12 protein-coding genes are annotated in these 14,657 nt (G+C 64.6%); 2 read left to right on the forward strand and 10 right to left on the reverse strand.

Annotated features, from left to right (window positions below):
* Positions 1-79 precede the first annotated feature (79 nt).
* Positions 80-2,116 carry an NADH:flavin oxidoreductase gene (locus ACZ5M5_RS20385; protein ID WP_060741510.1) on the forward strand — a complete coding sequence of 679 codons (2,037 nt, stop codon included), beginning with the start codon at positions 80-82 and terminating at the stop codon, positions 2,114-2,116.
* Between the two features lie 268 nt (positions 2,117-2,384).
* Positions 2,385-2,768, forward strand: coding sequence for a VOC family protein (locus ACZ5M5_RS20390; RefSeq protein ID WP_464737895.1), 384 nt, complete (start codon positions 2,385-2,387; stop codon positions 2,766-2,768).
* A gap of 308 nt (positions 2,769-3,076) precedes the next feature.
* On the opposite strand, the gene ACZ5M5_RS20395 is transcribed toward ACZ5M5_RS20390, so the two are convergent.
* The 10 genes from ACZ5M5_RS20395 to ACZ5M5_RS20440 all read right to left on the reverse strand — a co-directional run bounded on the left by ACZ5M5_RS20395 (position 3,077) and on the right by ACZ5M5_RS20440 (position 14,573).
* The gene (locus ACZ5M5_RS20395; protein ID WP_060743166.1) at positions 3,077-3,358 is read right to left on the reverse strand and encodes a hypothetical protein; all 282 of its coding nucleotides are present in this window, start codon (positions 3,356-3,358) and stop codon (positions 3,077-3,079) included.
* A gap of 96 nt (positions 3,359-3,454) precedes the next feature.
* A complete protein-coding gene (locus ACZ5M5_RS20400; RefSeq protein WP_464737896.1) occupies positions 3,455-5,566 on the reverse strand; it encodes a hybrid sensor histidine kinase/response regulator in 2,112 nt (703 codons plus the stop codon).
* A 276-nt stretch (positions 5,567-5,842) separates the two neighbouring features.
* Positions 5,843-8,941: an error-prone DNA polymerase gene (locus tag ACZ5M5_RS20405; protein WP_464737897.1), complete on the reverse strand. Its 3,099-nt coding sequence runs from the start codon at positions 8,939-8,941 to the stop codon at positions 5,843-5,845.
* The gene (locus ACZ5M5_RS20410; RefSeq protein WP_464737898.1) at positions 8,917-10,344 is read right to left on the reverse strand and encodes a Y-family DNA polymerase; all 1,428 of its coding nucleotides are present in this window, start codon (positions 10,342-10,344) and stop codon (positions 8,917-8,919) included. The genes ACZ5M5_RS20405 and ACZ5M5_RS20410 overlap by 25 nt, the downstream gene beginning before the upstream one ends.
* Before the next feature lie 7 nt (positions 10,345-10,351).
* On the reverse strand, positions 10,352-10,984 hold the full coding sequence (gene imuA / locus ACZ5M5_RS20415) for a translesion DNA synthesis-associated protein ImuA (RefSeq protein ID WP_060741505.1): 633 nt from the start codon (positions 10,982-10,984) through the stop codon (positions 10,352-10,354).
* Complete coding sequence (gene lexA, locus ACZ5M5_RS20420) at positions 10,984-11,601, reverse strand: transcriptional repressor LexA (RefSeq protein ID WP_060741504.1); 618 nt, start codon at positions 11,599-11,601, stop codon at positions 10,984-10,986. The genes imuA and lexA overlap by 1 nt, the downstream gene beginning before the upstream one ends.
* Before the next feature lie 105 nt (positions 11,602-11,706).
* Positions 11,707-11,988, reverse strand: coding sequence for a DUF971 domain-containing protein (locus ACZ5M5_RS20425; protein WP_207282820.1), 282 nt, complete (start codon positions 11,986-11,988; stop codon positions 11,707-11,709).
* Positions 11,985-12,947 (reverse strand): HEAT repeat domain-containing protein, encoded by a 963-nt coding sequence (locus ACZ5M5_RS20430; RefSeq protein ID WP_464737899.1) that lies wholly within the window; start codon positions 12,945-12,947, stop codon positions 11,985-11,987. The genes ACZ5M5_RS20425 and ACZ5M5_RS20430 overlap by 4 nt, the downstream gene beginning before the upstream one ends.
* A complete protein-coding gene (locus ACZ5M5_RS20435) occupies positions 12,883-13,791 on the reverse strand; it encodes an ABC transporter ATP-binding protein (protein ID WP_464737900.1) in 909 nt (302 codons plus the stop codon). Before ACZ5M5_RS20435 ends, ACZ5M5_RS20430 begins: the two co-directional genes overlap by 65 nt.
* Positions 13,791-14,573, reverse strand: a complete 783-nt coding sequence (locus ACZ5M5_RS20440) for an ABC transporter permease (RefSeq protein WP_060741500.1) — start codon at positions 14,571-14,573, stop codon at positions 13,791-13,793. The genes ACZ5M5_RS20435 and ACZ5M5_RS20440 overlap by 1 nt, the downstream gene beginning before the upstream one ends.
* Positions 14,574-14,657 lie beyond the last annotated feature (84 nt).

Below are 14,657 nucleotides of genomic sequence, written 5' to 3' on the forward strand. Positions count from 1 at the left end.
AGGTCGTTGACACACATGAACATTCGACATACCGTTATGTCAAACCAAGCCTGATGTTCTGTTCCCGGAGCGCAACACCATGTCCAGCGATCCTCTGCTGCAGCCCTATAAGATCAAGCACCTGACCCTCAAAAACCGGATCATGACCACCTCCCACGAGCCCGCTTATCCTGTCGACGGCATGCCGAAGGATCTGTACCGCGCCTATCACGTCGAGCGCGCCAAGGCCGGTGTGGCGCTGACCATGACGGCGGGCTCCGCCGCTGTTTCCCGCGACAGCCCGCCGGTGTTCAACAACGTGCTGGCGTACAAGGACGAAGTGGTCAAATGGATGAAGGACCTGACTGACGAGTGCCACGAACACGGCGCGGCGGTGATGATTCAACTGACCCACCTGGGCCGGCGCACGCGCTGGGACAAGGCTGACTGGTTGCCGGTGGTATCGCCTTCCCATCGCCGCGAAGCGTCTCACCGGTCGTTTCCGAAAAAGATGGAAGAATGGGACATCGATCGCATCATCAAGGACTACGTCGATGCCGCCGAACGCATGAAGGCGGCTGGTCTTGACGGCCTGGAACTGCAGGCCTACGGGCACCTCATGGATCAGTTCTGGTCGCCGTTGACCAACGATCTCGACGGGCCCTACGGTGGTTCGCTGGAAAACCGGATGCGCTTCACCTTCGACATCCTGCGTGGCATCCGCCAGCGTTGTGGCGAGGACTTCCTGCTCGGGGTGCGCTACACCGGCGATGAGGACCTGCCCGGCGGCTTCGGTGCCAGCGACGGTCTCCAGATTTCCCACATGCTCAAGGACAGTGGGCTGGTAGACTTCCTCAACGTCGTTCGCGGGCACATCGATACCGATGCCGGCCTCACCGATGTGATTCCGATCCAGGGCATGCGCAACTCGCCACACCTGGATTTTGCCGGCGAGATCCGCTCGGCCACCGGTTTCCCGACGTTCCACGCCGCCAAGATCCCGGACGTCGCCACGGCGCGGCACGCCATCGCCTCCGGCAAGGTGGACATGATCGGCATGACCCGGGCGCACATGACCGACCCGCACATCGTGCGCAAGATCATCGAGAAGCGTGAAGAAGAGATCCGCCCCTGCGTCGGTGCCAACTATTGCCTGGACCGCATCTATCAGGGCGGCGCCGCGTACTGCATCCACAACGCCGCCACCGGCCGCGAAACCACCATGCCCCACGAAATCCCCAAGGCGTCGGTCAAGCGCAAGGTGGTGGTGATTGGCACCGGCCCGGCGGGCCTGGAAGCGGCACGGGTGGCCGGCGAACGTGGCCACGACGTCACGGTGTTCGAAGTGGCGGATCAGCCCGGTGGGCAGATCCGCTTGACTGCGCAGAGCGAGCGGCGGCGCGAGATGATCAGCATCATCGATTGGCGCATGGCGCAATGCGAACGGCTGGGGGTGAAGTTCCAGTTCAACACCTGGGCCGAAGCCGAGACCGTCATGGCCGAGGCGCCGGACGTGGTGATCGTCGCCACCGGCGGCTTGCCCCATACCGAGGTGCTCAAGCACGGCAATGAGCTGGTGGTGTCGACCTGGGACATCATTTCCGGCGACGTCAAGCCCGGCCAGAACGTGCTGATCTTCGACGACGCGGGCGACCACGCGGCGCTACAAGCGGCCGAGGTCATCGCCAACAGCGGTGCGAAACTGGAAATCGTCACGCCGGACCGGTCGTTTGCGCCGGAGGTGATGGCGATGAACCTGGTGCCTTACATGCGCAGCCTGCAAGACCTGAACGTCACCTTCACGGTCACCTATCGGGTCGACTCCGTGGAGAAGCGCGACGGTCAATTGGTGGCCAACTTCGGCAGCGATTATGGTCAGGTGCACAAGCAGCGCGTGGTCGATCAGGTGGTGGTCAACCACGGCACCCTGCCCCTGGACGACTTGTACTTCGAGCTACGCCCGCACTCGAGCAATAACGGCGCGGTGGAGCAGCACAATCTGATCGCCGGGAAAACCCAGAATATCGTGACCAACCCGGAGGGCCGCTTCCAGCTGTTCCGAATTGGCGACGCGGTGTCGGCGCGTAATACCCATGCGGCTATCTACGATGCGCTGCGGCTGGTCAAGGACATTTGAGGTAAGGCGCTCGGTAAACCTGTGGCGAGGGAGCTTGCTCCCGCTGGGCTGCGCAGCAGGCCCATTTTGTGAGCGCTTCGCGCTCAAGCGGGAGCAAGCTCCCTCGCCACAGGCTCATCGTTTTTCTCAAGCGGGCAGCGTTGCACATGCCCCTGGACAAGACCAACGACGCCTTCGAGTTGATGCACACCGGGCAAAGCATTCGTACCGTCATTCATTTCTGAGACCCGCTCGAAAATCCAATTCCCCCCATAGCAAGGAAACCAAGATGTCCGTTTTTACCCATGTCACCGTCGGCACCAACAACCTGGCAAAAGCACGTGCGTTTTATGACGCCGCCTTGAAAGAGATCGGCCTCAAGCGTGTTGCTGATCTCGAGGATGCCGGCTCCATCTGGGGCGTCGACAAGCCGTCGTTCTTTGTGCTCAACCCGGCCAATGGCAATCCGGCGTCCATCGGCAATGGTGTCACGGTGAGCTTCGAAGCGCCGAACCGCGCTGCGGTCCAGGCGTTCCATACGGCCGCCTTGGCAAACGGCGGCGTCTGCGAAGGCCTGCCAGGCCCCCGCAGTTGGGCGGACAATGCCTTTGCCGCTTATGCCAGGGACCTGGATGGCAACAAGTTGGCTGTGTATTGCTTCAAGGCTGAATAAAGCGGCTGGCCCACCGCCATCGCGAGCAAGCTCGCTCCCACAGGGATTGTGGGTGCTCATGAGTTTTGCATTCACCACAGAACCATTGTGGATGTTCATGAGTTTTGCATTCACCACAGAACCATTGTGGGAGCGAGCTTGCTCGCGATGGCGGCGGCACAATCAGCATCGATTCAAGCTGACCCACCGCCTTCGCGAGCAAGCTCGCTCCCACAGGGATTGTGGATGCTCATGAGTTCTGCATTCACTACAGGACCATTGTGGGTGTTCATGCGTTTTGCATTCATCACCATGATGCGGTGGTGTGTCTAGCCACCATCGGTGTCGATGTCAGCATCCGTATCGTCACCGGATTTCGGACGGTCCGGGTCAGGCTTGAAGCCGGGGCTGAAGGTGTTGTCGTTGTCCTGATGATGCTGCTTCTGGTCGACCTCAGTGGCGGCGCTGTCAGCCTGGTCCGCTCCGGCAGGACTGACGGGCTCGGCACTCGAAGGCTTGCCCGGGACCTGGGGATCGATGGCCGGATCGTTACGCGGGGATGGCGTCTGCCCCTGGCCTTGTTGCTGAGTGTTTGCGGGATCGTCGTTCATGGGCACCTCGTTCATGACAGGGCCGGATGGATGACCGGTCTTGAACATTCGAAGGTGACGCGACGGCTTCGGTTCCATTTGTTTAAGACGCCGCGATCAACCGCCCAGCACGCTCCTCACCATCCGGGCCAGTGCGTCCGGACCGTAGGGCTTGCTCAACAAATGGGTATCGGGGCTCAATTGATGGTTGCGGGAGATGATGTCCCGGGTGTGCCCCGAGGTGAACAGCACGGGGACCGGCGGTGTCTGCACCTTGGCCCAGGCGGCCAGGTCGGAACTCTTGATCAGGCCGGGCATGACTACGTCAGTGAAGATCAGGTCCACCGGGGTGCCATCCAGCAGCAGCTTCATCGCCTCATCGCCGTTGGCGGCCGTGAGGGTCTTGTAGCCGGACTGTTCCAGCAGTTCCACCGACGCGCTGCGCACCTGGGCGTTGTCCTCCACCACCAGGATCGTCTCTTGCCGGCCGGAATGAAGCGCATCATGTTGCTCGGTTTCCCCTGCTTCGGGCGCGAGGCTTCGAGGGAAATACATCCGCACCCGCGTGCCTTCGCCCAGGTCACTGGCGATCTCGATATGGCCGCCACTCTGCTTGACGAACCCGAACACCATGCTCAATCCAAGCCCGGTGCCCTGGCCATCGGTCTTGGTGGTGAAAAACGGTTCGAACACCTGCTTCAGGACGTCGGGCGGCATGCCGACACCGCAATCGATCACCGACAGCCGGACATAGTCGCCGGCCGCAATCCCCTTGCCGGCGCAAAACGCCTCATCGAGCACGATGTTCTCGCCGATCAGATGGATGGTGCCCTCGCCCCGCATGGCATCACGCGCATTGATCGCCAGGTTCAACAGGGCATTTTCCAGCTGATTGCGATCGACATGGATGCGCCAGGGTTCCTGGGGCAGGCTCACTTCAATCAGGATGGTTTCGCCCAAGGCCCGTTGCAGCAGTTCACCCATGCCCTCGTAGATGCGCCGAGGGTTGTAGACCGCCGGTGACAATGGCTGGCGCCGGGCAAAAGCCAGCAGTTGCGATGACAACTTGGCGCCCCGCTCCACGGCTTCGATGGAGGCACTGACCCGCCGTTGCACATTGGCGTTGTCCCGTTCGTGGCGGGCCAGCAAGTGCAGGTTGCCGGCGATCACTTGCAGCAAGTTGTTGAAGTCATGGGCCACGCCACCGGTGAGGCCGCCAATGGCCTCGAGCTTCTGCGACTGGCGCAACTGCTCTTCCGCTGCCAGCCGCGCCTGCACCTCGTTGGCGACACGCTGCTCCAGGTCGCGGGTGAATTTGAGCAGCGAAGCTTCGGCCGTCTTGCGCTCGTCGATATCAATCAGCACTCCCGGAAACCGCAGGGGCCGGCCTGTCCTGTCGAACTCGCAGCGACCGCTGGCCAGTACCCACCGGTAGTCACCGCCCAGGCGGCGGACCCGATACTCGGCGCTGTAGGGCGTGCCTGTGCGCACGGTCAGTTCGACCCGCTGGTTGACCTCTTCAAGGTCGTCCGGGTGGATGCCCTGGCGGGCAATCTCGATGGGCAGTGCGTCCAGCGGACAGTCGGGTGGGTAGTTGAAGGTGCGGGCAAAACGCTCATCGCCCGACAGCGTGTCGGCCTGGATGTCCCAGACGAACGACCCCAGCAAGGGCCCGGCCGAGAGCGCCAGCTGGATGCGTTCATTGACCGCGCGGTAACTGCGTTCGGCCTCTTGCCGGGCGCGCTCGGTCAATACGTGCTCCGTGGTTTCCACCACAATCGCCAGCACGCCCCCCGGGGACTGGTCATCATCGGGCACCGGGCTGTAGTAGAGGTCCATCCACACGTCTTCAGGCTTGCCATCGCGCAGCAGGACCAGCTCTTTGCTGCGGTACGACAAGGTGCCGCCGGCCAGACAGACGTCCAGCACATGGCGATTGAATTCGGCAACCTCCGGCCACCCCAACTCCACCGCGCACCCCAGCAAGTAGGGATGCCGGCCGCCGGCGAACTCGGCATAGGCATCGTTGTAAATCATGAAGCCCTGGCGGCCCCACAACATCACCATCGGCAGGGGCGAAGCCAGCAACAATTGGACAGCGCTGCGCAAGCTGGCGGACCAGTGCTCGATGGCGCCCAACTCGGTTCGGCTCCAATCGAACGCCTGGATACGCCCGGCCATCTCACCACCCCACCCAGGGCAGCCGTGATTCTGGGATAGAAACTCCATGGTCGACTCTGAACCTCAAAATGCCTGCAGGGAATCAACAGACACAAATCCCTTGCGATCAGAGCTTCGAGCGCCAGGTTGGCGTTTGGTTTCATGGTGATCGGTTTGCGCACAATCCTGTGGCGAGGGAGCTTGCTCCCGCTCGGCGGCGCAGCCGTCGTAAACCGGCTGACGCGGTGTGCCTGATGGATTGCGTAAACCATTTTTTTGGGGGGCTGCTACGCAGCCCAGCGGGAGCAAGCTCCCTCGCCACAAAAACGGCGGTGTTGCTGGGGCTCAGCGGAAATCGCGGCTCTGCACTTGGATACCCGCCAGTAATTCAGTCAGGTCGCTCAAGCGCCCGGCGATCAAGTGGCGGACCTCGCCGACGCTTTCCCAGCGGCCGTCGACCCTGAGCAATTGCGAGCCCACCAGGGTCTTGCGTTGACGCTCGGCCAGGTCGCGCCAGACCACCACGTTGAGGTTGCCGAACTCATCTTCCAGGGTGACGAAGGTCACGCCGCTGGCCGTGCCCGGGCGTTGGCGGCCGGTGACCAGCCCGGCGACGCTGACATTGCGGCCATGCTCCACGTCCTGCAATTCCCGGGAGCTGCGGCAGCGCCGGGCGCCCAGTTCGGGACGCAGCAGGGCCAGCGGATGAGGGCCCAGTGTCGTGCCCAGCGTGGCGTAATCGGCAAACAGGTTTTCCCCCAGTGTGGGTTCGGGCAGCGCCACGGGCGGCTCTTCCTGGCTGGGCAAACTGGCGAACAAACCCAGTTGCTTCTGCACTCCGGCCACTTCCCAGCGGGCCCGATGGCGATCCCCGGCCAAGCCCTGCAAGGCCCCCGCGTCGGCCAGTTGCGCCAGGGCCCGGGCATCGAGTTGCGCGCGCTCGCCCAAGTCGGCCACATCGCTGAAAGGCCGATGCCGGCGCGCCGCTTCGATACGCTGGGCATCCTCTTCGCGAAAGCCCTTGACCAGGCGCAGCCCCAGGCGGATCGCCGGTTGCCGGCCGTCCATGGGCTCGAGGCTGCAATCCCAATCGCTGGCGCGCGCGTCCACCGGATGGATCGACAGTTGATGCCGGCGGGCATCCTGGAGGATCTGGTCCGGGCTGTAGAAGCCCATCGGCCAGCTGTTGATCAGGGCACAGGCGAATGCCGCCGGTTCGTGGCATTTGAGCCAACTGCTGGCGTAGGTCAGCAAGGCGAAACTGGCGGCGTGGGACTCGGGGAAACCGTAATTGCCGAAGCCTTTGATCTGTTCGAAGATTTGCGCGGCGAATTCAGCGGTGTAGCCGTTTTTCTTCATCCCCTGCGCCAGGCGTTCCCGATGGGGCTCCAACCCGCCGTGACGTTTCCAGGCAGCCATAGAACGCCGCAACTGGTCGGCTTCTCCCGGGGTGTAATCGGCCGCGACAATGGCGATCTGCATGACCTGCTCCTGGAACAAGGGAACACCCAGGGTACGGTTGAGCACTCCTTTCAACGCGTCAGAGGGATAAGTCACCACCTCTTCGTTGTTTCTGCGCCGCAGGTACGGATGCACCATCCCACCCTGGATCGGCCCGGGCCGCACGATCGCCACTTCGATGACCAAGTCGTAGAACGTCTTGGGCCTCAGCCGAGGCAACATCGACATCTGCGCCCGAGACTCGATCTGGAAGACACCGATGGTGTCGGCGCGACTGATCATTTCGTAGGTAGCCCGATCGTCCTGGGGCAGCGACGCCAGGGCATAACGCTGCCCCCGGTACTGCTCGATCAAGTCGAAACAGCGGCGGATCGCGCTGAGCATGCCCAAGGCCAGGATGTCCACCTTGAGCAGCCCGACCGCGTCCAGGTCGTCCTTGTCCCACTGGATGATGGTGCGCTCGGCCATGGCGGCGTTTTCCACCGGCACCAGGGTGTCCAGGGGCTGTTCGGAAATCACGAAACCGCCGGGGTGCTGGGATAAGTGCCGGGGAAAACCGATCAATTGCCGGGTCAGGCTCAGGACCCGACGCAACACCGGGCTGTCCGGATCGAAGCCGCCTTCACGCAAACGCTCAACCGGCGGCGCCTCGTCGCTCCAGCGCCCACAGCAATCGGCCAGGGCATTGACCTGATCCGGCGGCAAGCCCAAGGCCTTGGCCACATCGCGTACCGCCCCGGCCCCGTGGTAACTGCTGACCACTGCCGTCAAGGCCGCACGATGCCGACCGTAGCGCTGGAACACGTATTGCAGCACTTCCTCGCGACGGTCGTGTTCGAAGTCGACGTCGATGTCCGGCGGCTCGTTGCGCTCCCGGGACAGGAAGCGTTCGAACAACAGGCTGGTGAGGCTGGGGTCGATTTCGGTGATGCCCAAGGCGTAGCACACCGCCGAGTTGGCCGCCGAACCGCGCCCCTGGCAAAGGATATGGCGGCTGCGGGCAAAGCTGACGATGTCCTGCACGGTGAGGAAATAGCTGTCATAGCCCAACTCGGCGATCAGGCTCAGTTCCTTGTCGATCTGCGCCCGCACCTTGTCTGTCACGCCGTCCTTCCACCGCTCGCGCATGCCGCGCTCGGTCAGTTCCCGCAGCCAGGACGCCGGATCATGCCCCTCGGGCACCAGCTCGCGGGGGTATTGATAGCGCAACTGGCCGAGGTCGAAGGTGCAGCGTCGGGCGATGTTCAGGGTTTCATCGAGCAAGGCCTGCGGGTAGAGATCGGCCAGATCCTCGCGACTGCGCAGGTGGCGCTCGCCGTTGGGGTGCAAGCGCTGGCCGGCCTCGGCCACCGTGACGTGGTGACGGATGGCGGTCATGGTGTCCTGCAAGGCGCGACGACCGCGCGCGTGCATGTGCACATCGCCGCTGGCCACGGCCGGAAGCGCCAGGCGCTCGGCCATCGCCAACGAGTCTGCCAACCGACGGCGGTCGTCCTGTGCGCAATGCAACTGGACCGTCAGCCACAGGCTCCCGGCAAAGATCGGCTGGAGCCAACGCCCATGTTCCTCGGCGTCTTTGCCCTCGGCTATCCACAACGCCAGCAGTCCCGGCAAGGGTTGGTCGAAATCCTCTCGCACGATGCGGTAGTGGCCCTTCTCGCTGCGACGCCGGGCGCGGGTGATCAACCGGCACAAGGTTTGATAACCGTCCAGGTTTTCCACCAGCAACACCAGTTTCGGACCGTTCTCGACCTGGATCTCGCTGCCGACGATCAGTGGCAGCGCCAACTCTTTGGCCGCCTGCCAGGCCCGGACGATCCCGGCCAGGGTGCATTCGTCGGTGATCGCCAGGGCCTGGTAGCCCTGCTGCTTGGCGCGACGGCACAACTCCAGGGCACTGGAGGCGCCGCGCTGGAAGCTGAAGTTCGACAGGCAATGCAGCTCGGCATACTCAACGCTCATGCGAACCAGCCCTGCAGCCACAGCGGCCCGCCCTCGCCCACCGGTCGATAGGCCCAGCCACGTTGTCCGCTGCGGGTTTCGATCAGGTAATAGTCACGGCGCACATCCGCGCCGTCCCACCAACCGGTCTCGATGCGCTCGGGGCCCATGAGGATGTGCGCCTGACCTTGCGCCAATGCCTGGGGCTCCTCCAGCAGCCAGCCGGGACGCTGCACGCCGTCGCGCACCGGACAAGTCTGGGATCGGGGTTGGGACGTCATCTGCCAGGCGCACTCAGGCCGATGGTCGTCGCGAAACCCCAGGCCCTGCACGGCGTCATCCCCCAGCCGGGCGCGCAGGCGTTCGCGCAGTTGCTCCCAGGGCAATGATTGTTGGGGGCGTTCGTCGAACAGCTCCAGGCGCTGGGGCACGAAACTCGGCAGGTCTTCGGCACACAAGCGAAAGCCCCGCACCGGAGCCTCGACCTGCACCTGCACCTGCTCCAAGCGACCGCGGGCCAGTTCGAAGAGCATCGCCGGGGCCCGTTCGGCACTGAGCAGGCCGACCTTGATCACGGTATCCGGCAACCCGGCGTGCTCCAGGTGCAAGTCGAAGCGCTGCACGCCGCTGTCGCGTCCGCAGAGGAAGGCCGACAGGTCACCGGTCAGGCGGCGCAACGGGAACAACAGCGCCTGATGGGATTGCACGTCATAGTTGAGCTCGATGCGCACATCGAAACGGTCCGGTGGCAGGTAGAACGACAGCGCCAGGGTGCGATGGCCCGTCAACGCGTCGAGGTGCTTGAGCACCTGGGCCTCGAAGCGCCGTGCCAGGGTCTGCCGGGGCAAGGCCTGGACCTGGCTCAGGCGCCGCAGGCCCATGCGCGACAGCGCCGTGGCGACGTCGGGCTCCAGGCCGATTCGCTCCACGGGCATGTGTCCCAGGTACTGTTGCAAGGTCTCGGCATCGGGCACCACCAAGGCGTCATAGGCATTGGCCAACACCCGTGCCGCCACTGGGTTCGGAGCGGCGACGATGCGATGACGAAAGCCCAGCTCGGTCAGCTCGGCTCGCAAGCGCGTCTCGAACACCGGCCAGGGTCCGAACAGGCCCAGGCTCGACTCGATCTCGAACAGCAGCGTACGCGGATAATGCACGCTGACCTGGGCGCTGAAACGGTAGGCCCAGGCTGCCAGGAACTGCTGCCAATGTTCGATCTGAGCCGCGTCGTATTCCGCGGTGGCAAAGCCTTTGCTCAAGGCCTGGGCGGCGGTCATGGTCTGGCCGGGCCGCAAGCCCAGGGCCCGTGCCGGCGCGTTCACCGCTTGCAGCACCCGACGCTGGGCCGGGCCGGTCAGCAATGCCAGGGGCTGGTCGGGATCGGGGCGCTGACGCAGCGCGGCGTCCAGCGCCAATTGCGGGAAGAGAATACAGACCCAGCGCATCGCAACCTCAATGCCCGGTTTGTGGGGCGAGCGTGGCAAAGGCAATCGGCGCCGACCGGGCCAGCCCGCCCCGGCACTTGAGCACGCGCAACTGCGCAGGCCGGGTATCGATGGCAATGCGCAGCGCCGCCGGCGACGGGTTGATGGCTTCCTGGATCGAGCGCCAGGCGAACGCCAGGGCCTGGCCGGTTTCCGCCGCCACTTGCAAGCGCCGCAAGGCCCGGTCGTCCGCCTGGCGGGGCCAGCACAGCACCGCGCCACAACTGCCCGAACGCAGGCATTGTTCGGTGGCCCACAGGGCATCGCGTTCATCGGCGCGGATCACCGACAACTGGCGCAGGTCGATGCCGGCGTTCTGCCAGGCCTGGGGATAAGGCACGAACGGCGGCGCCACCAGCACGATCCGTTCCCCTGCTGCCGACAGCCGCGCCAGGGTCGGCCACACCAATTGCAACTCACCCACGCCCGGCGCGGCGATGAGCAGTTCCGTCAAGGCAGCCTCCGGCCAGCCGCCACTGGGCAACGCCGCATCCAGTGCTGCATGGCCAGTGGGTTGCGCACTGACGGCCGGCGGCGCAGGCCGGCCCTTCCAGACCTGGCCGCCGTTGAACAGCGTGTCCAGCGCAACGACAGCGCCCATCAACCTTGCCTCACCAAGCCACAGAACACCCCCTCTATCGCCAGGTCCTGGTCGGCCTCGACGATGATCGGCTGGTAGGCCGGGTTGCGCGGCAGCAACCGCACCCGTTCGCCGATGCGCTCGAAGCGCTTGATGGTGACTTCACCGTCCAGGCGCGCCACGACGATCTGGCCGTTGGAGGCCTGGGGTGTGCGCTGCACGCCCACCAGGTCACCGTCGAGAATGCCGTCCTCGATCATCGAATCGCCCTGGACCCGCAGCAGGTAATCCGGCGCCTTGGTGAAAATCGCCGGGTCCAGCATCAGGCGGCTGTGAACCTCGGCATCGGCGCCGATCGGCACGCCAGCCGCCACCCGCCCCAGCACCGGCACGTCCAGCAGTTCAGGCCGTGGCGGCTGGTTCAACAGCCGGATGCCCCGGGCCTGGTGCGGATTGACTTCGATGAAGCCGGCCTCGGTCAACGCCAGCACATGCTTGCGCGCCACGCTACGGGAGGCGAAACCGAACGCCTCGCTGATTTCAGCGAGGCTGGGAGGCTGACCCTGATCGGCGATGCGTTCGCGGATGAACGTCAGGATGGCGGTGCGGCGGGGGGTGAGAGTCGTCATGGAGTACATTTGTACTCTTTCGGGATTTTTCTGACAAGCGCCGCCAGTCAGTTCACAGCTTGTCTGTACCGCCTTCATCGCGAGCAAGCTCGCTCCCACAGGGGGCCGAGGTGATCAGGTAGCCTCAAGCCCCGCCAGGTAGGCCCACGGGTAAATCCCCCGCTCATGTCCATCACTGAAGACCAGTTGCACCCCGTAGCCCTGTGGGTTGACTGCCACCACCCGGATCCGCGGATCGACCTGGACGGTCAGCCCTTGCAGGCGCAGCGCCCGGCACCGCGAGCATGGGCAGTGCTGGCGCAGGGTGGCATGGTCCAGGCGTTGCTCGCGGCCGTCGGGCCAGTCCAGGCGCAATTGACCTTTGCCTTGGGAGTTGCCCAGCGCCAGCGGGCTCATTGCAGTTGCCCCAAGGCAATGCGTACGGCTTTGCGCACTTCGGGGTCGCCATCGTCCTGGGCCGCCTGCAACGCCGGGATTGCGCCTGGTTCGTTCAACTCTCCCAAGGCCAGGGCCGCTTCCTTGCGCAAGTTGCTGATGCGATGGCCCAGGGTTTCGATCAAGGCCGCCAACGCCGGGGCGTAACGCAAGCGACCGAGGCTGCGAGTGGCCCGCAAGCGCACTTGCCAATAATCGTCATCCAAGGCTTCGACCAGGGCCGGACCGGCATCGGCGTGACCGACCTTGCCCAAGGTAGTGGCGGCCTCTTCGCGCACCGCCCAGGCCGGATCCCGGAGGGCCTGGCGCAGCGCCGGCAAGACTTGCGCGTCCGAAGCCAGGCCAAGGGCGCCAGTGGCCGCGCGGCGCACCTCCGTATCCGGATCATCACTGGCCAACCGGGCCAGGGCCGGCAAGGCGTCGAGGTGTTTGAGCCAGCCCAGCACGCCAACCGCCTCGCGGCGCACGCTGGCATCGCCGTCAGCCAGGGCAACGCTTGCCGCCGGTGCTGCCTCAAGCAGACGCAACTCGCGCAAGGCCCTGAACGCCGCGACGCGCACACCGGCCTCGGCATGTGCCGTCCAGGGCAGGATCACCCTTCCCGCCGCCTCGCTCTTGAGCAGGCTCAGGCTCTGGGCGGCAGCGGCCTGCACACTTGGCGACGAATCGGTCAGGGCCTCGCACAAGGCCCTCACCACCGGCGCATCCTCCCAGGCTTCAAGCAATCGCGCGGCTTCGGCTCGCACGTCAGCACTGGGATCTTCAGCCAGACGGTCCACCAGCCACAGCAGGCCTTCAGGCTCCTCAAGGTCGGCCAGTTCGATCAGGGCGATGCGGCGCACGCCCGGATCCTCGTCAGTCAGGCGTGGTTGCAGGGCAAGGATGTCGTCGTTGTCGGTGTTTTCGAATAGAGAGGTCATAGGGCAAATCGCGGCAAGGAGGTTTCAGGGGAAGCCCGAGGGGATTGAGGCGCGGCAACTGCCGGCCATCCTCATGGCGCAGCAGGTCGAGGCAGTGGCGCTTCAAGCGGGAGAATTCAGGGCGGGTGACCAGTTCGGTCGTGCGTGGCCGTGGGAAGTCCAGGCGCAGGTCTTCGATGATCCGCCCCGGACGCGGGCTCATCACCAGCAAGCGATCGGCCAGGAACAGCGCCTCGTCGATGTCGTGGGTGACGAACACCACGGTGGTGCGAATGCGGGTCCAGATGTCCAGCAGCAGCTCCTGCATATTCAACCGGGTCAGGGCATCGAGCGCGCCGAAGGGTTCGTCCATCAGCAGCAGCCGTGGACGGTTGACCAGCACCCGGGCGATTTCCACCCGTTGCTGCATGCCCCCAGAAAGTTGATCCGGCCAGTGCCCGGCAAACCCTTCCAGGCCCACCAGCGCAAGGATCTCATCGGCGGCCCGGTGCCGTTCGGCCTTGCTCAGGCCACGCATCTTCAGGCCGAAGGCGACGTTGTCGCGCACGCTGCGCCAGGGAAACAGCGTGTGTTGCTGGAACACCATGCCGCGTTGGGGCGACGGGCCGGAAACGTTCAAGCCGTCGACATTCAAGCTGCCGGAGCGCGGTTGCAGATGCCCGGCCAAGGCCCCGAGCAAGGTGGACTTGCCGCAGCCGGACGGCCCGAGGACACAGACGAACTGGCCCGCCTCGATCTGGCAATCGAGCCCCTGGACCGCTTCGAAGGCCTGGGCTCCCTCGCCAAGGACAATGGACAACTGACGGATATCGATCCGTCCTTCGGGTGTTTGCATCACGCTCATCAGGCTTTTCCTCGTGGCCGATGCCAAGGCGTGAACAGCCCGCCCAGGCGTTTGATCAACAGGCTGCTGCCCATGCCCAACACACCGATCAGCAACATGCCGACGACGATGTCGGCGTAGTTCTGCACGGTGTAGGAGGCCCAGGTGTAGTAGCCGATGCCGTACTGGCCGGCGATCATTTCCGCCGTCACCAGGCAGAACCAGGACGTGCCCATGCCGATAGCCAGGCCGGTGATGATGCTCGGCGCGGCGCCCGGCAGAATCACCTCCAACAGGATCGCCCCGCGTCCGGCCCCGAGGCTTTTCGCCGAGGCGATCAGCCGCCGGTCCACGCCTTCGACGCCGTGTACGGTGTTGAGCAGGATCGGGAACAGCGCGCCGGTGAAGGTGATGAACACCATCGACAGTTCCGACGAAGGGAACATCAGGATCGCCAGTGGAATCCAGGCCACCGCCGGGATCGGCCGCAGCACTTCCAATGGCGGCAGCAACAGGTCTTCGGCCCATTTCGAACGGCCGATGGCCAGGCCCAGCGCCACGCCGATCAACAGCGCCGCGCCATAACCGGCAAAGACCCGGCCCAGGCTGCTGCCCAGGTGCCGGCCGAGGTTGCCCGACTCTCCCAGGCCCAGCGCCGCCTGGATCACTGCCAGTGGCGTCGGGACGTTGGCGAAGGTCACCAGGCCGAGGTTCCAGTGGCCGGTTGCAGCGAGTTGCCAGAACAACAGGCAGAGCAGCAGTGAAGCGGCTCGCAGGAGCCAGCGCTTGGATAATGGGGACACGAATTGATCCTCTGATGTGTACCCCTGTGGGAGCGAGCTTGCTCGCGATAGCGTCAGATCAGTTGAATGGATGTGACTGACACG

The organism is Pseudomonas sp. Van50, assembly GCF_055390755.1.